Source organism: Phenylobacterium haematophilum (assembly GCF_014196295.1).
Classification (GTDB): domain Bacteria; phylum Pseudomonadota; class Alphaproteobacteria; order Caulobacterales; family Caulobacteraceae; genus Phenylobacterium; species Phenylobacterium haematophilum.
The window spans coordinates 253,794-272,654 of record NZ_JACIDK010000004.1 but is presented as its reverse complement, the minus strand read 5'-3'; the positions used below and the strand labels follow the sequence as shown (position 1 = coordinate 272,654).

The 18,861-nt window shown below is 67.4% G+C and carries 17 protein-coding genes; 10 read left to right on the top strand and 7 right to left on the bottom strand.

Annotated features, from left to right (window positions below):
• Positions 1-10: 10 nt before the first annotated feature.
• Positions 11-1,240, top strand: coding sequence for an acyl-CoA dehydrogenase family protein (locus GGQ61_RS15440; RefSeq protein ID WP_183774539.1), 1,230 nt, complete (start codon positions 11-13; stop codon positions 1,238-1,240).
• 78 nt (positions 1,241-1,318) lie between these two features.
• Here GGQ61_RS15440 and GGQ61_RS15435 read toward each other — a convergent pair whose 3' ends face one another.
• Both GGQ61_RS15435 and GGQ61_RS15430 read right to left on the bottom strand, forming a co-directional pair.
• Positions 1,319-2,455 carry a glycosyltransferase gene (locus tag GGQ61_RS15435; protein ID WP_183774535.1) on the bottom strand — a complete coding sequence of 379 codons (1,137 nt, stop codon included), beginning with the start codon at positions 2,453-2,455 and terminating at the stop codon, positions 1,319-1,321.
• A 209-nt stretch (positions 2,456-2,664) separates the two neighbouring features.
• Positions 2,665-4,128, bottom strand: coding sequence for a vWA domain-containing protein (locus GGQ61_RS15430; protein ID WP_246370943.1), 1,464 nt, complete (start codon positions 4,126-4,128; stop codon positions 2,665-2,667).
• Positions 4,129-4,634: 506 nt separating this feature from the next.
• Here GGQ61_RS15430 and GGQ61_RS15425 point away from each other — a divergent pair.
• The gene (locus GGQ61_RS15425; protein WP_221221068.1) at positions 4,635-6,827 is read left to right on the top strand and encodes a TonB-dependent receptor domain-containing protein; all 2,193 of its coding nucleotides are present in this window, start codon (positions 4,635-4,637) and stop codon (positions 6,825-6,827) included.
• A 70-nt stretch (positions 6,828-6,897) separates the two neighbouring features.
• Here the strand turns inward: GGQ61_RS15425 and GGQ61_RS15420 are convergent, their stop codons facing one another.
• Together GGQ61_RS15420 and GGQ61_RS15415 are read right to left on the bottom strand one after the other, a co-directional pair.
• Positions 6,898-7,080: a CsbD family protein gene (locus GGQ61_RS15420; protein ID WP_183774532.1), complete on the bottom strand. Its 183-nt coding sequence runs from the start codon at positions 7,078-7,080 to the stop codon at positions 6,898-6,900.
• Between the two features lie 60 nt (positions 7,081-7,140).
• Entirely contained in the window at positions 7,141-7,728 is a 588-nt protein-coding gene (locus tag GGQ61_RS15415; protein WP_183774529.1) for a TetR/AcrR family transcriptional regulator, read from the bottom strand.
• Between the two features lie 93 nt (positions 7,729-7,821).
• On the opposite strand from GGQ61_RS15415, the gene GGQ61_RS15410 reads away from it, so the two are divergent.
• The 3 genes from GGQ61_RS15410 (at position 7,822) to GGQ61_RS15400 (ending at position 11,393) form a co-directional block, all read left to right on the top strand.
• Positions 7,822-8,181 carry a DUF8200 family protein gene (locus GGQ61_RS15410; protein ID WP_183774526.1) on the top strand — a complete coding sequence of 120 codons (360 nt, stop codon included), beginning with the start codon at positions 7,822-7,824 and terminating at the stop codon, positions 8,179-8,181.
• A gap of 160 nt (positions 8,182-8,341) precedes the next feature.
• Positions 8,342-10,009 carry an energy-dependent translational throttle protein EttA gene (ettA, locus tag GGQ61_RS15405; protein ID WP_183774523.1) on the top strand — a complete coding sequence of 556 codons (1,668 nt, stop codon included), beginning with the start codon at positions 8,342-8,344 and terminating at the stop codon, positions 10,007-10,009.
• Between the two features lie 112 nt (positions 10,010-10,121).
• Entirely contained in the window at positions 10,122-11,393 is a 1,272-nt protein-coding gene (locus tag GGQ61_RS15400) for a calcium-binding protein (RefSeq protein ID WP_183774521.1), read from the top strand.
• Here the strand turns inward: GGQ61_RS15400 and ygiD are convergent.
• From ygiD to GGQ61_RS15385, 3 genes are read right to left on the bottom strand one after another with little or no spacing between them, the layout of a single operon-like run.
• Complete coding sequence (gene ygiD / locus GGQ61_RS15395) at positions 11,390-12,181, bottom strand: 4,5-DOPA-extradiol-dioxygenase (RefSeq protein WP_221221067.1); 792 nt, start codon at positions 12,179-12,181, stop codon at positions 11,390-11,392. The genes GGQ61_RS15400 and ygiD overlap by 4 nt on opposite strands.
• A gap of 35 nt (positions 12,182-12,216) precedes the next feature.
• On the bottom strand, positions 12,217-13,434 hold the full coding sequence (locus GGQ61_RS15390; protein ID WP_183774518.1) for an MFS transporter: 1,218 nt from the start codon (positions 13,432-13,434) through the stop codon (positions 12,217-12,219).
• On the bottom strand, positions 13,431-13,943 hold the full coding sequence (locus tag GGQ61_RS15385) for a P-loop NTPase family protein (RefSeq protein WP_183774515.1): 513 nt from the start codon (positions 13,941-13,943) through the stop codon (positions 13,431-13,433). The genes GGQ61_RS15390 and GGQ61_RS15385 overlap by 4 nt, the downstream gene beginning before the upstream one ends.
• Before the next feature lie 51 nt (positions 13,944-13,994).
• On the opposite strand from GGQ61_RS15385, the gene GGQ61_RS15380 reads away from it, so the two are divergent.
• From GGQ61_RS15380 to GGQ61_RS15360, 5 genes are all read left to right on the top strand, one after another.
• A complete protein-coding gene (locus GGQ61_RS15380) occupies positions 13,995-14,930 on the top strand; it encodes a 2-hydroxyacid dehydrogenase (RefSeq protein ID WP_183774512.1) in 936 nt (311 codons plus the stop codon).
• Positions 14,931-15,028: 98 nt separating this feature from the next.
• A complete protein-coding gene (locus GGQ61_RS15375) occupies positions 15,029-16,000 on the top strand; it encodes an ArsR/SmtB family transcription factor (RefSeq protein WP_183774509.1) in 972 nt (323 codons plus the stop codon).
• Entirely contained in the window at positions 15,997-16,929 is a 933-nt protein-coding gene (gene metF / locus GGQ61_RS15370; RefSeq protein WP_183774507.1) for a methylenetetrahydrofolate reductase [NAD(P)H], read from the top strand. Before GGQ61_RS15375 ends, metF begins: the two co-directional genes overlap by 4 nt.
• Complete coding sequence (bla, locus tag GGQ61_RS15365; protein WP_183774504.1) at positions 16,926-17,786, top strand: subclass B3 metallo-beta-lactamase; 861 nt, start codon at positions 16,926-16,928, stop codon at positions 17,784-17,786. Before metF ends, bla begins: the two co-directional genes overlap by 4 nt.
• Positions 17,783-18,844 (top strand): homocysteine S-methyltransferase family protein, encoded by a 1,062-nt coding sequence (locus tag GGQ61_RS15360; protein WP_183774501.1) that lies wholly within the window; start codon positions 17,783-17,785, stop codon positions 18,842-18,844. The genes bla and GGQ61_RS15360 overlap by 4 nt, the downstream gene beginning before the upstream one ends.
• Positions 18,845-18,861: the final 17 nt, after the last annotated feature.

Here is an 18,861-nt window from a genome sequence, read left to right as displayed (position 1 = left end):
GAGCAGGACCATGGATTTCAACGACACTCCCGAAGAAGCCGCCTACCGCAAGCAGGTCCGCGACTGGCTCGACGCCAACGCCCCGAAGAAGCAGGAAGGCTCGGCCGATCCTGAAGGTGGCGATGGCATGGCCGCCTCCAAGGCCTGGCAGGCCAAGAAGGCCGCGGCCGGATATGCCTGCATCACCTGGCCTAAGGAGTGGGGCGGGCAGGGCGGCACGCCGGTGCAGCAGGTGATCTTCAACCAGGAGGAGGCCAAGCACCCGATCCCTGGCAACCCGTTCCAGATCGGCCTGGGCATGTGCCTTCCGACGGTGATGACGTTCGCCGACGAGGAGACCAAGAAGCGTTTCGTCGGCCCGGCCATTCGCGGCGAAGAGATTTGGAGCCAGCTGTTCTCGGAACCGTCCGGGGGGTCGGACGTGGCGGCCTCCCGCACCAAGGCCGAGCGGGTCGATGACGGCTCCGGCGACTGGGTGATCAACGGCCAGAAGGTGTGGACGACGGGCGCCCAGTTTTCGGACTATGGGATTGTAATCGTTCGGACAAACCCGGACGTGCCGAAGCACAAGGGCCTGACCATGTTCTGGCTCGACCTCAAGGACCCGGGGGTGGAGGTCAAGCCGATCCACCAGATGTCCGGGGGCTCGGGCTTCAACGAGGTGTTCTTCACCAATGTGCGGGTCAAGGACAGCCAGCGGCTCGGCGCGGAGGGCGATGGCTGGAAGGTCAGCCTGGTCACCCTCATGAACGAGCGTCTCGCCGTCGGCGGCGCGACCGGCGCCGGCTGGAGCCAATTCATGGAGACGGCGCGCAAGACCCCCGGCCTCGATGGCGCTTCGGCGCTGCAGGATCAGGCGCTGCGCGAGAAGTTGGCCGACTGGTACGTCCAGGCCGAGGGACTGAAGCACACGCGCAACCGCACCATGACGGCTCTGTCGCGCGGCCAGACGCCAGGCCCTGAAAGCTCGATCGGCAAGATCATCTCGGCCGTGCAGATGCAGGAGTTGGCCAACACCGCGGTCGAAATGCTCGACCAATACGGGATCATCAGCGACGAGGACCTGGCCCCGCTCAGCGCGGCGTTCCACTGGTCCCTGATGTTTGCGCCGGGCCTGCGGATTGCGGGCGGTACGGACGAAATTCTGCGCAACATCATCGCGGAGCGCGTGCTCGGCCTGCCCGGTGATATCCGCGTCGACAAGGATGTGCCGTTCAAGGATATGCCCACCGGCCGTTGAGAAAACCGGACGCCGACGAGTTGGGAGGCGTGCCGGCCTTGAAGGCTCCCCGCAAGGGGAGCCTTTCTTTTGGACGGGTCAGGCCCGAAGAGGGACGATCTCGACGGCGCTGCGCTGGGCGACCAACTCGCCATAGAGCCGCGTCAGGCCCTCGAACGTGTTGTCCCAACGGTGACGCTGCTCGGCGCGGCGGCGGGCGGCGCGCTTCAGCTCGGCCATATCGCGCGCGAACAGCGCCTCGATCGCCTCGGCCATGCCCGCCGCGTCGACGCTGGCGGCGCGCTGGCCCACGTGCTCGTCGATCAATTCGGAGATGCCGCCGCGCGACGGGCCCACCACCGGCAGTCCTGCGGCTAGAGCCTCCAGCACTACTAGGCCGAACGGCTCGTTCTCGTTGGCGTGCACCAGGGCGTCGCAGCTGGCGATGATCCCCGCCAGCTTCACCGGATCGCGCTCGTAACCCATCGGGATCACTCGCGGCGAGTAGTGGGCGTCCTTGGCCGCGCCGACCAGCAGCAGGTGGTATGGCGCGCCCAGCCGTTCGACCGCGCAGATCAGGCTTTCGATGTTCTTCTCGCGGGCGGGCCGGCCGGCGAACACCAGCAGTCGCGCGTTGGCAGGCAAGTTCAGTCGACGCTTCAGTCGTTCACCGTCGGCCCGGCTCGGATGAAACAGTTCGGTGTCGACGCCCAGCATCTGGACGCTGACCTTCTCGACGCCGGCCTCGGACAGGCGCTGGGCGATGTGCCGACTTGGGGCGACGACGCGGTCGAAGCGCTGGAAGGTGGCCGCCCAATGCTTCATCGCCGGGGCCTCGGCCCATTCGCCGAAATGCAGGGCGGCCAGCGCGGCCGCATCGGTATGGCAGAAGCCGACCACCGGCACGCCTAGAGCTTCGCCGGCGTCGAGCGCCGCATGACCCGGCACGAACATGTCGCCGGCCTCGATGATGTCCGGCTCCAGCATCCGGATTACGGTTTCCCACTTCGCGGTCGAAGCGGGCATCCGGTAGCCGTCGCCGAAGGGGAGCCGCGCGGCGGCGACCGTGACGATCCCATGCGCAGCAAGGCCCGTGGTCGCGCCCGGAACCACTATTGTGTGACTGATGTCAGGGCGGCGCGCGGCCAGCCAGTCACGCTTCTGATGCAGGTAGCGCTTCACGCCGCCAGAGCGTGGCGCGTACATCATGGTGGTGTCGATCAGGTGGAAACCCATGCGACCCGGTGCACCAAAATGTGGAGCTTCTGTCGGGTCGAGTCGTATCAGATTCTCAGAGCGCGAGTCGGTGACGTCGAACACTCGCCGCCTCCCTCATGTTTGGACCCTGGGCTAACGAACGGGGGAGGGATTTGGTTTCTCGCCGTTTGCGCCGCAGGTGGACTGGCGCAGGGCCGCCTCGTCAGACCGACCTGCGCACTGGTCGGTCAGTCGGCCCTCGGCTGGCTCTGTCCGGCCGCGCGCACCAACTGCACGAACTCGGCGCGGATCCCGTAGGGATCGTCCCCGCGGGCGCTCTGGGCAAGGTCGGCGACGTCGTTCCACCCGTAGGCCCCATCGACGCGCGGATCGGCCTTCAGCATTTGCCCGAAGGCGGCCACGGCCAAAGCCCACCGAGTCGCCTCGGGCGCGGCCTGCACGCTCGGGAAGGCGTCGCGAGCCCCGATCGGCCATTCGATCAGCTTTGATGTCGCTTGGCCAGGGAGCTTGTAGCGGATCTTCAGGTAGGCGAGCTCGCGGGCTGCGCTCGGCGCCGCCGACGGCCGGTCCGAGCGGTAGCGCAGGGGATCGCTGGAGCCGCGCACGCCCGCGGGCGTGATCTCATAGAGCGCCGTGACAGAGGCGCGGGATCCGACCTCGCCAGCGTCTACCTGGTCGTTGTTGAAGTCCTCGCGCTGGAGCATCCGCGTCTCATAGCCGATGAGACGGTATTCGCTGACGCTCGCGGGATTGAACTCGACCTGGATCTTCACGTCGTCGGCGATCGGGAACAGCGAGCTGGCGAAGTCGTCGCGCAGCAGCTTGCGGGCCTCGTTCAGCGTGTCGATGTAGGCCGCTGTCCCGTTTCCGTTCTGGGCTAGGGTCTGCATCATCACGTCGTTGTAGTTCCCGCGGCCGAAGCCGTAGATCGACAGGTATGTCCCTTCCTTGCGCTTGGTGGAGACCAGATCCTTGAGCTTGGCCGGGTCGGCGACCCCGACGTTGAAGTCGCCGTCGGTCATCAGGATCACGCGGTTGACCGACTTCGGATCGAAGTTCTGCCTGGCGAGGTCATAGGCGAGCTTCAGCCCTTCGCCGCCGGCAGTAGACCCTCCGGCGCGTAAGGCGCCGAGCGCGCAGCGTACCTTCAACTTGTTGCGGCCGTCGGTGGGGGACAGCACCGCCCCGGCTGAGCCGGCATAGGCGACGATGGCTACCCGGTCCTGCGGGCGAAGTTGATCGACCAGCAGGTTCAGCGACTTGATCGCCAGCGGCAGCCGGTCCTCGCTCCACATCGAACCGGAGGTGTCGATCAGGAACACCAGATTGAGCGGCGGCTCGCTGGTGCGCGGCAGATCGTAGCCCTGCAGGCCGATGTGCACGATCTGGCGATCCTTGGCCCAGGGCGACGGGGTGACCGCCGCGTAGGGTCGGAAGGGCGTCGCCCGGTCGGCGGGCTGGGCGTAGCCGTAGTCGAAGTAGTTGATCATCTCCTCGACCCGGACGGCGTCGCTAGGCGGCCGCGAGCCGTCGTTCAGGAACCGCCTCACATTGGCGTAGGACGCCGTATCGACGTCGACCGAGAAGGTGGAGACCGGTTCCTCCGCTACGCGCTTGATCGGATTGGCCTGGGCGCCTGGATAGCGTTCGGTGTCCACACGCGAGCGGGTCGCTGATCCGCTGACGACCATCTCCTCGACTTGAGGAGACGCGATTCTCCCTTGGACCGGCGGGACTGGCAGCGGGGGAATCTGCGGCATCGCCTGAACTGGTGAGGGCGCAGGCGGCAGGGGCGGCATGGGGGCTGCGCGATAAGCCTGTCGCGGCCGCGCGCCGTCATGTCCGGTCGGCTGGGCGGGGTAACCCAATGCTTCGCAGGCGGCGGGCGTGGGCGCACCGTCGCGGACCGCCTGTTGAGCGAGCGGCGCGGCTGGGGACGAGAGCGCAGTCAAGGCCGCCAGGCTGGTGACGGAGGCGCTACGCAACATCTTCTGCACGGTCATGGCGAACCCTCTCGATAGTCCATGGCACAGCTTGGCGCGCCGGCTGCGGCGAAATGTCGGCGTCATCGCGACGCGGGCGAGGCATCACAACCGCGTCAGGATATTGAGAATAGGTCTCAGGAGCGATTGCATCTGAGCGTTGGCGTGTTAGTGCGACTAAATCGCATGTAGCTTAAGTGTAGGGGATAGCTTTGTTGGCGCCGATTACCCGTGCCCTCATAAGGACCAGCGCGGGCGTTTGTCTCGCCTTCGCGGGCGAAGCTGCTTTCGCCGAGGTCGAGAGCGGGGAGCGGAGCAAGGCTCCCGCCGCCCGTGCGGTCAGCGCAGAGAGTGCGGCCAGCGACGTCAACGACATTGAGGGCGTGGTCGTCACTGCCGCCGGCTTCGAGCAGAAGATCGTCGACGCGCCGGCCAGCGTGACGGTGATCTCCCGCACCGAACTGCAGCAGATGCGCGCGACCAATCTGGCTGAGGTGCTCTCGACCATCGAGGGCGTCGATGTGGGCGGCTCGGTCGGCAAGACCGGCGGCCTCAACATCAACATCCGCGGTATGGGCAGCGACTACACGCTGATCCTGATCGACGGCCGCCGCCAAAACACCGCCGGCAGCGTGACGCCGAACGGCTTTGGCGAAACCTCGACCAGCTTCATGCCGCCGGTGAGCGCGATCGAGCGCATCGAGGTGGTGCGCGGGCCGGTGTCCACGCTCTACGGCTCGGACGCCATGGGCGGCGTCGTCAACATCATCACGCGCAAGGTCGGCGAGACCTGGGGCGGTTCGGTCACCCTAGATGGCACCATCCAGTCCGATAAAGAGTTCGGCGACGTCTACGGCGGCAACGTCTACGCCAGCGGCCCGCTGGTCCCAGGTCTGCTTGGCCTGACGCTGCGCGGCTCCTTCGTCGACCGGCAGGCCTCGAGCCTGACGTTCGAGAACGTCAGCGGTGTGTGGACGCCGGTCGCCGGCTTCGGCCGCAGCCCGACCAAGAGCGAGATTCGCGGCTACGGCGCGCGGGTCAGCTGGACCCCGATCGAGAGCATGGACTTCTGGCTTGACGCGGACGTCGGCACCCAGTGGTACGACAATTCCAAGGGGCAGATGGGCACCAACACCGTGGCCGGCGGCTACGCCAACGCTCTGGAGTTCAATCGCCAGCAGTACGCCCTGGCGCACAATTGGCGCCTGCCGTTCGGGGTGCTGGAGAGCAACATCTCGCGGGGGATCACCGAGACAAAGGGCCGGATCATTCCGCCTGGCGTCGCCGGCGCGGGCGGCCCGCGGGCGTTAGAATCGACCAACACCATTTTCGACACCAAGCTCTACTCGCGGTGGCGCGACCACACCTTCACCGTGGGCGGCCAGTACTGGGACGCCGAGATGATCGACGGCGTCGCCCCCGGTATTTTCGAGCATCAGCAATGGGCGATCTACGCCGAGGACGAGTGGCGCTTCACCGAGACCCTCGCCCTGACGGTCGGCGCGCGCCATGACGACCACAGCAAGTTCGGCGGCCACTTCAGCCCGCGCGCCTATCTCGTCTGGAACCCGAACGAGCACTGGACGGTGAAGGGCGGCGTCAGCCAGGGCTTCAAGACCCCGCGCCTGGAGCAACTGGCCAGCGGAATCAACGGCTTCGGCAACCAGGGCCGCCTGCCGCTGCTGGGCACCCCGACCCTGACGCCGGAGACCAGCACCAGCAGCGAGATCGGCGTCTACTACGACAGCCTGGAAGGCTTCTCGGCGAACGTCACGATCTTCGACAACCAGTTCAAGGACAAGATCGCCACCGGCGTTCCGATCGCGAACTGCAGCGCCGGAATGACGCTGGCCCAGTACAACTCCGGTGCGCCGCGGCCGTCGGGCTGCGTGGACGTCGGCTTCTTCCCGACGTTCGCTACGTTCGGCCAGAGCATGAATATCGACGAGGCTCAGACTCGTGGCGTCGAGGCGGCCATGCGCCTGCGCTTCCTGGAAGCGTGGACGCTGAACGCCAACTACACCTACACCGACAGCGAGCAGAAGAGCGGCGCGTCGGCGGGCCAGAAGCTGACCGACACGCCCGAGCACATGGCCAATGCCGACCTGCGTTGGAACGCCACCGAGCGGCTGACCGCCTGGCTGCGCGGCGAGTACCGCAGCGAGCGGTTCCGCAGTGATCCGCCGTCTCGCGCCGCCCTCGGCGACTTCAAGGCCTACAGCCTGTTCCACGTGGGCGGCTCGTTCCAGGTCACCGAGCGCGTGACGGTCAACGCCACGATCTACAACCTGTTGAACAAGGACTTCGTGCGCCTGCTGCCGTACGGCGCGCCGGTCGCCTATGCACCGGAGTACACGAACAACCAGGAGCCGCGGCGCCTTTGGCTGTCGGTGAAGGTCGACTTCTAGCCCGCTCCGCCGATCGGGCATGAGAAAGGCCGCGCCTTTGGGCGCGGCCTTTTTTCGTTCTGGGGCGCCGCTAGTGCTTCAGCGCGTCGCGCGCGGCGTCCTTGATGTCGCCGACGCCCTTCTGGATCTTTCCTTCGGTCTTCTCGACAGCGCCATCGGCTTCGAGCCGGCGGTTGCCGGTCGCCTTGCCGGCGGCTTGCTTAATGGAGCCGGTGGCTTCCTTGGCGGCGCCTTTGATCTGATCCTTGTGCATCACGTACTCCTCACAACTGGTGCGAAGGAGTACGCGGCAGCGCGGCGATCGTTCCGCGGCTCAGCGGTGGGCGAGGCGATCCAGCAGCGCGCCGAATGCGGCCCGCGCCGCCTTTCGCGCGCCGGCGTCCTCAAGCATTCGCCGCGCATCGTTGTGGCCGAGCACGTAGCTCTTCATCTGGAAGACGGCCATGGCGACCTCCTCGTCGGGCAGGGGAGGGGCGTGCAGGGCCTGCATTTCCCGCGACAGCGTGCGCCGCCACTGCCGGACGCGCTTCTGCAGCAGGTCGCGCAGCGGCCCCGGCTGGTCGTCGAGCTCGATGCTGGCGGCCATGATCAGGCATCCGCCGGCCGCCTTCTCGACTTCCGACCAGTCCAGCCAGCGCTCGAAGATCGCCTCGAGCCGCGCCCGGCCCGGCGGCAGGGCCTCGGCCGGCGCCCAGACGAACTCGACGAAGCGGTCGAACTCCTGCTCCAGGGCGACCAGTTCCATCGCCTCCTTGGACTCGAAATGCTTGAACAGGCCGCTCTTCGACAGGCCGACGGCCTCGGCCACGTCGTTCAGGCTTACGGCGCCGAACCCTCTGAGCGCGGCCTGACGCGCCGTCTCTTCCAGGATCCTCGCCCGTGTGGCGTCGCCTTTGCGCAAGTCCGGCCTCCCGCCGCTTGACAAAAAGTGACCGATCGTGCCTTTTTAGCCTTAGTGACCGATCGTGCCTTTTCTACGTCGTTAGGACGCAACATGCAATTTCAAGCTCTCTGCCTCGCCGCAACTGCTGCGGCCCTTTTGATCGCCACCCCGGCCGCCGCGGCCGGCTCCGGTTTCTCCGCCAACGCCAAGCTCCAGGCGCCGGTGTCCGCCCCGACCAAGACCGTCGTCGGCGACATCGAGTGGACCTGCGAAGGCGACACCTGCAAGGGCGTCTCCGAGCGTCGCGCGGGCCTGGACTCGCTGATGAAGGAGTGCCGCAAGGTCTCCACGGCGCTCGGGCCGCTAGCCAGCTACAACAGCCGAGGTCGCGTGATGACCGAGCGCAACGTCGCCGCCTGCAACAGGCTGGGCGACCAGAGCCGGGCCGACCAGGAACTCGCCGCGAAATAAGCGCGGCCCGCCGCCCGCCTCTTTCCTGCTCGGGGCGGGCGGCGTTTTTCTTGCGCGCTGCGGAGGCCAGAGAGCCCCGCACGTTGCGCCGACCGCTCCTGGCGGCTATCTCCCTCGTCGAATTCCCTGATCTTTTCGGCAGAGCGAGCGCGGACGCCTCATGGCGCAGCAGTATATTTTCCAGATGCAGGGCCTGACGAAGGCCTATCCCGGCGGCAAGAAGGTGTTCGAGAACATCTGGCTGTCGTTCTACTCGGACGCCAAGATCGGCGTGGTCGGGGTCAACGGCTCGGGCAAATCGACCCTGCTGAAGATCATGGCCGGGATCGACAAGGAATTTAACGGCGAGGCCAAGGCGGCCGACGGCGTGAAGATGGGCTACCTGCAGCAGGAGCCCCACCTCGACGAACAGCTGAACGTCTGGGGCAACGTCATCGCCTGGTGCGAAGAGAAGAAGATCTTCGACCGCTACAACGAGATCGCCGCCAAGCTCGGCGAAGATTACTCGGACGAACTCATGGAGGAGATGACCGCCCTCCAGGAGAAGATCGACGCCGGCGACCTGTGGGACATCGACAGCCGCGTCGAGATGGCCATGGACGCCCTGCGCTGCCCGCCGAACGACTGGCCGGTGGACAAGCTGTCGGGCGGTGAGAAGCGCCGCGTGGCGCTGGCCCGGCTGCTGCTCTCCAAGCCGGACATGCTGCTGCTCGACGAACCGACCAACCACCTGGACGCCGAGTCCGTGGCCTGGCTGCAGCATCACCTGGAAGCCTTCCCGGGCTGCGTAATCCTCGTCACCCACGACCGCTACTTCCTGGACCAGGTCACGAAGTGGACGCTGGAACTCGACCGCGGCAAGGGCCACCCGCACGAAGGCAACTACTCCAGCTGGCTGGAAGCCAAGACCAAGCGGATCGTCCAGGAGCAATCGGAGTCCGAGGCCCGCCAGCGCGCCATGACCCGCGAACTGGAATGGGTGCGCTCGGGCGCCAAGGCCCGTCAGGCCAAGTCCAAGGCCCGTCTGGCAGCCTATGAGGACATGGTGCGCGAGCAGGAGAACTCGCGTCAGGCGCAGACCTTCTCGACCATCCAGATCCCGCCGGGCCCGCGCCTCGGCAACGTTGTCATCGAGGCCAACAACCTCTCGAAGGCCTATGGCGACAAGGTGCTGTTCGAGAACCTCTCGTTCAGCCTGCCGCCGAACGGCATCGTCGGCGTCATCGGCCCGAACGGCGCAGGCAAGTCGACCCTGTTCCGGATCATCACCGGCCAGGAGCAGCCGGATTCGGGGACCTTCCGTCTCGGCGAGACGGTGAAGCTGTCCTACGTGGACCAGAGCCGCGACGCGCTCGATCCCAACAAGACCATCTGGCAGGAGGTCTCCCAGGGCCTCGACATCCTCACGGTCGGCAAGCGCGAGATCAACACGCGCTCCTATGTGGGCTCGTTCAACTTCAAGGGCGGCGACCAGCAGAAGAAGGTCGGCCTGCTGTCGGGCGGCGAGCGCAACCGCGTCCACTTGGCCAAGACCCTGACCACCGGCGGCAACGTCATCCTGCTCGACGAACCGACCAACGACCTCGACATCGAGACCCTGCAGAATCTCGAAGAGGCGCTCGAGGAATTCGCCGGCTGCGCCGTGGTCATCTCCCACGACCGCTGGTTCCTGGACCGTCTGGCCACTCACATTCTGGCCTTCGAAGGCGACAGCCACGTAGAGTGGTTCGAGGGCAACTTCGAAGCGTATGAAGAAGACAAGAAGCGCCGCCTGGGCGCCGACAGCCTGATCCCGCATCGGATCAAGTTCCAGAAGTTTACGCGCTGACCTTGCGTCAAGGTTGCATTGCGCAGCCTTGACGTGCGACGCTAACCCAGCGTGACCTGCCAGTGGGGCGGCCTTGTCGTGGGGCGGGGGCAGGTCGCTGGGGGGATGCGGCATGACCGTCGCCTATATTACGACCGCGGACAACGAGACGCTGAGCGGGACCGCGGGCAATGACAGCCTGGCCGGCGGCAGCGGCAACGATTCCCTGGAGGGCCTGGCCGGCGACGACACCCTCTTTGGCGGCGCGGGCGACGACTTGATCGTGGATGGCGCCGGCCTCGACCGCATCGACGGCGGCGCGGGCACGGACCTCGTCTCGCTGGAGCAAGCGACCGTCCCGCTTGAAGTCTGGGTCAACCAGGAAGGCCTGCCGGGCGGCGTGCGGGTCTTCAACGCCGAGGCGATCTTCCTCGGCCACTATGGGACGCGGGTCTACGCGACCTTCGGCGAGGACATCATCATCGGCGGCCGAGGCGGCGACTATATCGACGGCGGCTTCGATGACGACACTCTGGCTGGATTGGCGGGTAACGACACCCTGATCGGCGGCTTCGGGATGGACCTGCTGGACGGCGGCCCCGGGGACGACGTCCTGGACGGCGGGGCCGACGATGATCTGGCCGATTTCTCGGCCGCGCCCGGCGTCGTCAACATCGATCTCAATATCGCCGGGCCGCAGTTTACCGGTTTCGGCCTGGATCAGCTGATCCGCATCGAGTCGCTTATGGGATCTCAGCACGGGGGCGTGCTGCGGGGCGACGCCGCGAGCAACACCTTCATTGGTCTGACCGGCTCGGACACCTTCTTCGGCGGCGCAGGGGATGACGTCCTCGTGGACTACGGCGGCCGCAACATGCTGCGCGGCGAGGACGGCAACGACTACCTCGAAGGCGGCGACGAGTTCGACGATCTGCACGGCAACCAGGGCGAGGACACGGTCGTCGGCTACGGCGGCGATGACTGGGTGGTCGGCGGCCAGGGGCGCGACCTGCTCTATGGCGACGGCGGCAACGACCTCGTCTACGGCAACATGGGCGACGACACCTGCTACGGCGGCACCGGGGCCGACACGATCCGCGGGGGCCAGGACAACGACACCATGATCGGCGGGGCCGGCGACGACTGGCTGTTCGGCGATCGGGGAGCCGACACCATGAGCGGGGGGCTGGGCGCCGACACCTTCACGATCTTCGACGGAGCGGGCGTCGACCGCGTGATCGACTTCTCGTCGGCCGAGGGCGACCGCGTGCGGATCGAGGGCGGCGGGACCTACACCGTCACCCAGCAGGGCGCCGACGCGGTGGTCACGGTCGGCGAGGCCCAGATGACCCTGGTCGGGGTGCAGGCCTCGACCCTGCCGGCCGGGTGGATCTTCGCGGCCTAGGCGGCCCGGCCCAGCACCACCCCGGTCATGCTGATCGCGCCCAGGTCGATGGCGTCATTGAAGAAGCGCACCTCGTCGTCCTGGCCTTGAGCGCCAAGCACATAAAGCAGCGGCAGGTAGTGCTCGTCGGTCGGAATCGACAGGCGGGCGTCCTGCCCCAGACTCATCCAGTCGATCAGCGGCCCATGGTCACGGACGGCGATGAGCTCCTTGACCGTCTCGTTGAAGCGGTCGGCCCAGTCGAGCGGCTCGGCGCTTTGGGCCCGGATCGCCAGGCGCAGGTTGTGCACCCAATCGCCGGAGCCGACGATCAGCACGCCTTCGTCGCGCAGTTCGGCCAGCTTTCGGCCTAGGTCATAGTGGAATTGCGCCGACTGGCGCAGGTCGATGGCCAGTTGCAGGACCGGGATGTCCGCCTGCGGGAACATGTGCATCAGCACCGACCAGGTCCCGTGATCCAGGCCCCAGTCGTGGTCATGCCGCACCGGGATCGGCGCCAGCAGGTCGCTGACCCGCTCGACCAGCCAGGCGTCGCCCGGAGCCGGATACTGGATGTCGTAGAGCGGCTTGGGGAAGCCGTAGAAGTCATGGATCGTCCGCGGCTGGCTCATCGCTGTGATCGCGGTCTCCTCGACGTACCAATGCGCCGAGACGCAAAGGATGGCCTTCGGGCGCGGCAGGCTGTCGCCCAGTTGGCGCCAGGTTCGCGCATAGTCGCCGCCGAGGGCGTTCATCGGGCTGCCGTGGCCGACGAAGATCGCCGGCATATGGGGGACGCGTTCGCTCATGACGCCCTTCTAGATCGGTAGCGCTTGGCGCGAGGTCAATCGACCGCGTCAATCTCGCGCAAATTCCGTAGCGGCGACAGGGCTCCGATCAGCGGCAGGGCGACGAAGCCAAGGGCGGCGATCAGCAGGGCCGTACGTGGTCCGACGGCGGCGCCGAGCGCCCCGCCGCCCAGCGCTCCGAGGACGGCCATCGCGCCCGGCCCGGCCAGGAAGGCGCCTGAGACCCGGGCGAGGGCGGCCTGCGGAACCATCGCCTGACGCAGGCTCGCCGCCAGGATGACGCCGGCCACGGCCAGCGCGTCGCCGATCAGCTGCGAGACTACAAGGGTCGCTAGGCCCGCCGTCGGACTGGCGGGCGCGAACGGCGTGATCAGCACGGCGAGCCCGGCGCCGGTCAGCGCCGCCAGGATCGCCGGCCCGTGGCCGAGCCGGAGCGCCAAGCGCGGCGCGAGGGCTGCTCCCGCCAATGCGCCTGCGCCGCCCGCCGCGATCGCCAAGCCGAGCATGGATGGCGACAGGCCGAGCGTGCGGATGGCGAAGAGCACGTAGAGTGCGCTGAACACGCCGCCGAACAGTCCCTGCGCTGACTCCATGACCAGCAGCGGTCGCACGCGCCGGTCGGTCCAAGCCATGCGTAAGCCGGTCGTGAATTCGCGGCCCCAGTTTTCCCGCGGGCCATTAAAGGGCGCGGGCTCAGGCGTCTTGATCGTCGCCAGCCACAGCGCCGAGGCGCCATAGGTCGCCGCGTTGACCGCGACGGCGATCGGCGCGCTGAGCCATTGGAACAGCAGCCCCGCCAGGGCAGGGCCGCCGACCTCGGCGGTCGCGTCGGTCGCCGCCAGGCGGGAATTGGCCGCGACCAGACCTTCGCGTTCGACCAGGGTCGGCAGATAGGCGTGGCTGGCCATCTCGAAGATCGCGCTGATCGCCGCCGTCAGGGCCGCGACCACGAACAGCTGCGGCAGACCGAGCACGCCGAGCGCCGCGGCGAGCGGAATGGAGACCAGCAGCGCCGCGCGCAGCAGGTCGGCCCAGATCAGCACTGGCCGGCGGCGGGCGCGATCGACGTACGGCGCGCCCCCCAGCGCCGCCACCAGGGCCGCGCCGCTGGCGACGGCGGCCAGCGCTCCCAGGACCGCGGCCTGCGCGCCCAGTGCGATCACCGCCATGATGGGCAGGCCCTCGCGGGTGATGCGTGCGCCGAAGGCCGAGATCGCCTGCGCCGCCCAAAGACGTTGGAAAGCCGAGTTCACGGCGTGAGGCCTTCCAGGAAGGCCTCTACCGGGCGGTCTCCTGCCAGCCTGCGCACGTTTGCTGACGGAGCGAGCTGCGCCAGGCGACGCTCGATCTCGGCGCGAGCGTGGCGATCATAGTTCCAGATGTCCGCCAGCATCTCGCGACTGGGCGTGTCGCGGCAGCCATCAGGCAGATCGGCGCGCCCGGCGCCGGAGAGGTCGAGGCATCGTCTGAGTGCCCGGGTCATTGCAAGCCAGCGGGGCTGCTCTAGCCAGACGATCAGTTCGGCGCGGGGCAGGGTGATATCGCCGACGAGAGACAAGAAGCTGCCGTCCACGATCCAGGTCTCGCCGGCCAGCGCCTCGCCGACGCGCTGGCGGAACACCGTCGGATCACCAGGGGTCCAGCCAGGGCCATAGTAGAGCGGGTCGAGGTGAACCACCGGCAGATCGAGGACGCCGCCAAGCCGGCGCGCCAGGCGGGACTTGCCGCTGCCCGAATTGCCAAGGATCACCACGCGATGCATGACGGCCTCCCTCGACCCTGGCTATAGGACGTCCACACCTCGGAGAACCCCATGACCGACGCCGCTAGGCCGCTTGTCCTGATTTCCCACCAGATGCTGTCGCCGGTGCAACAGGCGCTGGAGGCGGCGGGCTACGACGTGGCGCGTCGGTGGGAGCTAGTCCCGGGCCAGGCCGACCAGGTGCGGGCGATCGTGCATGCCGGCGAAATCCCGCTCAGCCATGAGTTTCTTGAGAGCTTGCCGCGTCTGGGCCTCATCGCCAATGTCAGCGTCGGCTACGACGGCGTTGACGTGCCGTGGTGCCGCGCGCGGGGGATCGAGGTCACCCACGCCAAGGGGCTGAACGCCGACGACGTCGCCGACCATGCCATCGGCCTGCTGATCGCCGGGTGGCGCAACATCGTGGCCGGCGATGCGGTGGTGCGCGGCGGGGGCTGGCGCGACGATCCGCGGGTCGGCAACCGTCCGGGCCTGCGCGGTCGCAAGCTAGGGGTCATGGGCCTCGGCGCAATCGGCGAGGCAGTGGCCGTGCGCGGCGCGGCGCTGGGCATGGAGATCCTCTGGTGGGGCCCGCGCGAGAAGCCCCAAGCGCCGTGGCCACGAGCGGCGAGTCTGACGGCGCTGGCGCAGGCGAGCGACATCCTGATCGTCGCCTGCCGCGCCGACGAGACCAACCGCAAGGCGGTCGACCGCGAGGTGCTCGATGCGCTCGGCGCCCACGGCATGCTGGTGAATGTCGCGCGCGGTTCGATCGTCGATGAAGACGCCCTCATCGCGGCTTTGAAGGAAGGGCGACTGGGTCGGGCGGCGCTGGACGTCTTCGAGACCGAGCCGACGCCCGTCGCTCGGTGGGCCGACGTCCCAAATACGGTGCTAACGCCGCACAGCGCGGGCGGGACGGTCGATTCCATTCCGCGAATGGTCGGTCAGGCGCTGGAGAACGTTCGCCTGTTCATTGCCGGCGAACCCGTGATGAGCGCGGTCTAACTGCGCTTCGCCTGCGCATGCTATAAGCGGCTCATCCGGGCGGGTTCCCCTACTGCGAGCGCCTTGACATAAAGACATAAAGATATCTTTATGCGCTCATGATGCTCACCACGAGTCAAGCCGTGGATATTTTGCGCGCGGCGGGCGAGCCGACGCGGTTGCGGATTCTTGCGCTGTTGGCCGGGGAGGAGTTGGCGGTTCTGGAACTGTGCCGGGTGCTGGACCAGAGCCAGCCGCGCGTCTCGCGTCACCTCAAGCTGCTGGCCGAGGCCGGGCTGGTCGAGCGGTTCCCCGATGGGGCTTGGGTGTTCTATCGCCTCGTGACCTCGGGCGATGCCCGGCGCCTGGCCGACGAGGCCTTGCGGCTGATCGATCCGACCGACGAGATCATCGTTCGCGACGCCGAGCGGCTGCAGGCCGTGCGCGGCGAGCGTTCGGCGGAGGCCGGCGAGTACTTCGCGCGCAACGCGGCCCGATGGGACGAGATTCGCTCGCTCTACGTTTCCGAAAACGCTGTTGAGGCGGCTATCCTCGACGCCGTCGGGCCTGGCCCGTTCAAGCGGCTCGTGGATCTCGGCTCCGGCACCGGTCGGATGCTGACCCTGCTTGGGCCGCACGCCGAGGCGGCTATCGGTCTCGACCTTTCCCAGCAGATGCTCAACATCGCGCGTAATCATGTCGCTGAGGCCGGCCTTGAAGGCTTCGAGCTGCGCCATGGCGACATCTTCGGCACCCGCCTGCCGGGGCAGAGCGCCGACCTGGTGGTCGTCCATCAGGTCCTGCACTACCTCGCCGATCCCGCCGCCGCCGTGCGCGAAGCCGCGCGCCTGGTCGCCGAGGGCGGTCGACTGCTGATCATCGATTTCGCCCCCCATACCCTCGAATTCCTCCGCGAGCAGCACCAGCATCGCCGCCTCGGGTTCGCCGAGCCGGAGATGGCGCGTTGGCTGGAGGAGGCGGGGCTGACCGACATCCGCGTGACCGCGCTGCCGCCCGCACGGGCTGAGGGGCTCACCGTGAAAATCTGGGTCGCCGAACGCGCCCGCCTGCCGCAAAGGAGCGCCGCATGAGCCCTCATGAAACCGCGCTCGGACCCGTCGCCCGCGCCGCCGCCGGAAACACGCGCCGCCCGTCCGTGTCGTTCGAGTTTTCGCCGCCCAAGACGCCCGAAGCCGAAGAGAGCCTGTGGGAGGCGATCCGCCGTCTCGAGCCGCTGAATCCGTCCTTCGTCTCGGTGACCTACGGCGCCGGCGGTTCCACCCGTGACCGCACGCACCGCACGGTGGTCAGGATGCTGAAGGAGACGACCCTAAAACCTGCCGCTCACCTAACCTGCGTCGAGGCCTCGCGCGCCGAGGTCGACGAGGTCGTGCAGGCCTACTGGGACGCCGGCATCCGGCACATTGTGGCGCTGCGCGGCGACCCGCCGGGCAACATCGGCGGCGTCTACGTGCCCCGTGCGGACGGCTATTTGAACGCCACCGAGTTGACCGCCGGCATCAAGGCCGTGGCCCCTTTCGAGGTGAGCGTCAGCCTCTATCCGCAGATCCATCCCGAAAGCCCGTCGATCGATCACGACATCGACGTGCTGAAGGCCAAGATCGACGCTGGCGCGACCCGAGCGATCACTCAGTTCTTTTACGACATCGACGCCTACCTGTTCTTCATGGACAAGTTGCGCAAGGCTGGGGTCACGATCCCGGTCTCGCCGGGCATCATGCCGGTGTCGAACTACAAGGGCCTGAAGAAGATGGCGGGGCCGGTGGGCATTCCTCTACCGGCGTGGCTGGGCAACCTGTTCGACGGCCTCGACAAGGATCCGGAGACCCGTAAGCTGATCGCCGCCTCGGTGGCCTCGGAAATGTGCGTGCGTCTGGCCGAGGAAGGCTATTCGGACTTCCACTTCTACACGCTCAATCGCGCCGACCTAGTCTACGCGATCTGCCGGGTGCTGGGCCTGCGCGAGACCCCGACTGAGCCGGCTGAGGCCGCGGCATGAAGCGCCTCGCTCTCGCGATGGGCCTGCTGACCTGCGCTAGCGCCGCGCAGGCTCAGTCGCCAGCCAACTGGACCCAGCCGATCGAGCCGTTCCAGATCGCCGACAACCTCTATTACGTGGGGACGGCGGGCCTGTCGGCCTTCCTGATCACGACGCCGCAGGGGCACATCCTGATCGACGGCGCCATGCCGACGAGCGCCAAGCCGATCGAGGCGAGCATCGCCAAGCTGGGCTTCAAGCCGACGGACGTGAAGGTGCTGCTCAACACGCACGCCCATTTCGACCATGCCGGCGGCCTAGCCGAGCTGAAGAAGGATACTGGGGCGACGCTGGCCGCCTCCGCTGGCGATCGCGAGGCGCTGGAGAGCGGCAAGTACATCGGCTCCGAAGACGTTAAGGCGTTCGACTTCGCGCCGGTGAAGGTTGATCGCGTCCTCAAGGACGGCGACAAGGTCACCCTCGGCGGCGGGACCCTGACCGCACACGTGACGCCGGGGCATACTGCGGGCTGCACGACCTGGACCTTTCCGGTGACCATCGGCGGCGAGCGCCATGAGGCGGTGCTCTATTGCAGCACCTCCGTCGCCGCCAATCGCCTGGTCTCCAAGACCAAGGGACCGCAGTACCCCGGCATCGTGGCCGACTACGAGCAGAGCTTCGCCAAGCTGCGCAGGCTGAAGGCCGACGTCTTCTTGGCCCCGCACGCAGAGCAGTTCGGCATGTCCGCTAAGCGCGCCAGGCTGGCGGACGGAGGACCCAACCCCTTTATTGATCCAGGCATGCTGCAGGCGACGATCGCCGCCAGCGAAAAAGCCTTCCGCCAGGATCTCGCCAAGCAACAGGAAGCCGCGAAATGACCCGCCAGGACCGTATCGCCGCGCTCAAGCAGATCGCCAAGGAGCGCATCCTCATCCTCGACGGCTCCTGGGGCGTGATGATTCAGAAGCGCGGCCTAGACGAAGCCGACTATCGCGGGGAGCGCTTCGCCGGACACGCCCAGGAGCTCAAGGGCAACAACGACCTGCTGTGCATCACCCGGCCGGACATCATCGGCGACCTGCACGACCAGTACTATGCCGCCGGCGCCGACATCTCCGAGACCAACACCTTCTCGGCGACCACCATCGCGCAGGCCGAGTACGATTGCGGCGAGGCGGTCTATGATATCAATTATCAGGGCGCGAGGATCGCCCGCGAACGCGCCGACGCCTGGACCGCCAAGGAGCCACATAAGCCGCGCTTCGTCGCCGGCTCGATCGGTCCGCTGCCGAAGATGCTGTCGATGTCGTCGGACGTGAACGATCCCGGCGCTCGCCTGGTCACCTTCGACGAGGTCTATCAGGCCTATCGCGAGCAGATGATCGCGCTGCATGACGGCGGCGTGGACCTCTATCTGATCGAGACGATCACCGACACGCTGAACTGTAAGGCCGCGATCAAGGCGATCCTCGACTTGGAGGACGAAGGCTACGAGCCGCTGCCGATCTGGATTTCGGGCACCATCACCGACCGCTCGGGCCGCACGCTGTCGGGCCAGACCGTCGAGGCTTTCTGGAACTCGGTGAAGCACGCCAAGCCGTTCGCCATCGGCCTGAACTGCGCGCTGGGCGCCGACCTGATGCGGCCGCACATCGCCGAACTGGCCCGCGTCGCCGACACCCTGGTCTCGGCCTATCCGAACGCCGGCCTGCCCAACGCCATGGGCGAATACGACGAGCAGCCGCACCAGACCGGCCACCAACTGCACGAGTGGGCCGAGCAGGGGCTGGTCAACATCCTCGGCGGCTGTTGCGGCACGACGCCGGACCATATCCGTCACGTCGCCGACGCCGTCGCCGGCCTGACGCCGCGCCAGCCGCCCGAGCGGCCGACGGCGATGCGCCTCGCCGGCCTCGAACCGTTCGAGCTCGCCTAGGTCCTCGCGCGGACTGT

Bases quoted from the DNA above. Each gene is read 5' to 3' on its own strand.
- GGQ61_RS15440 (WP_183774539.1), top strand. From the start codon at position 11: ATGGATTTCAACGACACTCCCGAAGAAGCCGCCTACCGCAAGCAGGTC.
- GGQ61_RS15435 (WP_183774535.1), bottom strand. From the start codon at position 2,455: ATGGGTTTCCACCTGATCGACACCACCATGATGTACGCGCCACGCTCT.
- GGQ61_RS15430 (WP_246370943.1), bottom strand. From the start codon at position 4,128: ATGGTCGTCAGCGGATCAGCGACCCGCTCGCGTGTGGACACCGAACGC.
- GGQ61_RS15420 (WP_183774532.1), bottom strand. From the start codon at position 7,080: ATGCACAAGGATCAGATCAAAGGCGCCGCCAAGGAAGCCACCGGCTCC.
- GGQ61_RS15410 (WP_183774526.1), top strand. From the start codon at position 7,822: ATGCAATTTCAAGCTCTCTGCCTCGCCGCAACTGCTGCGGCCCTTTTG.
- ettA (WP_183774523.1), top strand. From the start codon at position 8,342: ATGGCGCAGCAGTATATTTTCCAGATGCAGGGCCTGACGAAGGCCTAT.
- GGQ61_RS15400 (WP_183774521.1), top strand. From the start codon at position 10,122: ATGACCGTCGCCTATATTACGACCGCGGACAACGAGACGCTGAGCGGG.
- ygiD (WP_221221067.1), bottom strand. From the start codon at position 12,181: ATGAGCGAACGCGTCCCCCATATGCCGGCGATCTTCGTCGGCCACGGC.
- GGQ61_RS15385 (WP_183774515.1), bottom strand. From the start codon at position 13,943: ATGCATCGCGTGGTGATCCTTGGCAATTCGGGCAGCGGCAAGTCCCGC.
- GGQ61_RS15380 (WP_183774512.1), top strand. From the start codon at position 13,995: ATGACCGACGCCGCTAGGCCGCTTGTCCTGATTTCCCACCAGATGCTG.
- GGQ61_RS15375 (WP_183774509.1), top strand. From the start codon at position 15,029: ATGATGCTCACCACGAGTCAAGCCGTGGATATTTTGCGCGCGGCGGGC.
- metF (WP_183774507.1), top strand. From the start codon at position 15,997: ATGAGCCCTCATGAAACCGCGCTCGGACCCGTCGCCCGCGCCGCCGCC.
- bla (WP_183774504.1), top strand. From the start codon at position 16,926: ATGAAGCGCCTCGCTCTCGCGATGGGCCTGCTGACCTGCGCTAGCGCC.
- GGQ61_RS15360 (WP_183774501.1), top strand. From the start codon at position 17,783: ATGACCCGCCAGGACCGTATCGCCGCGCTCAAGCAGATCGCCAAGGAG.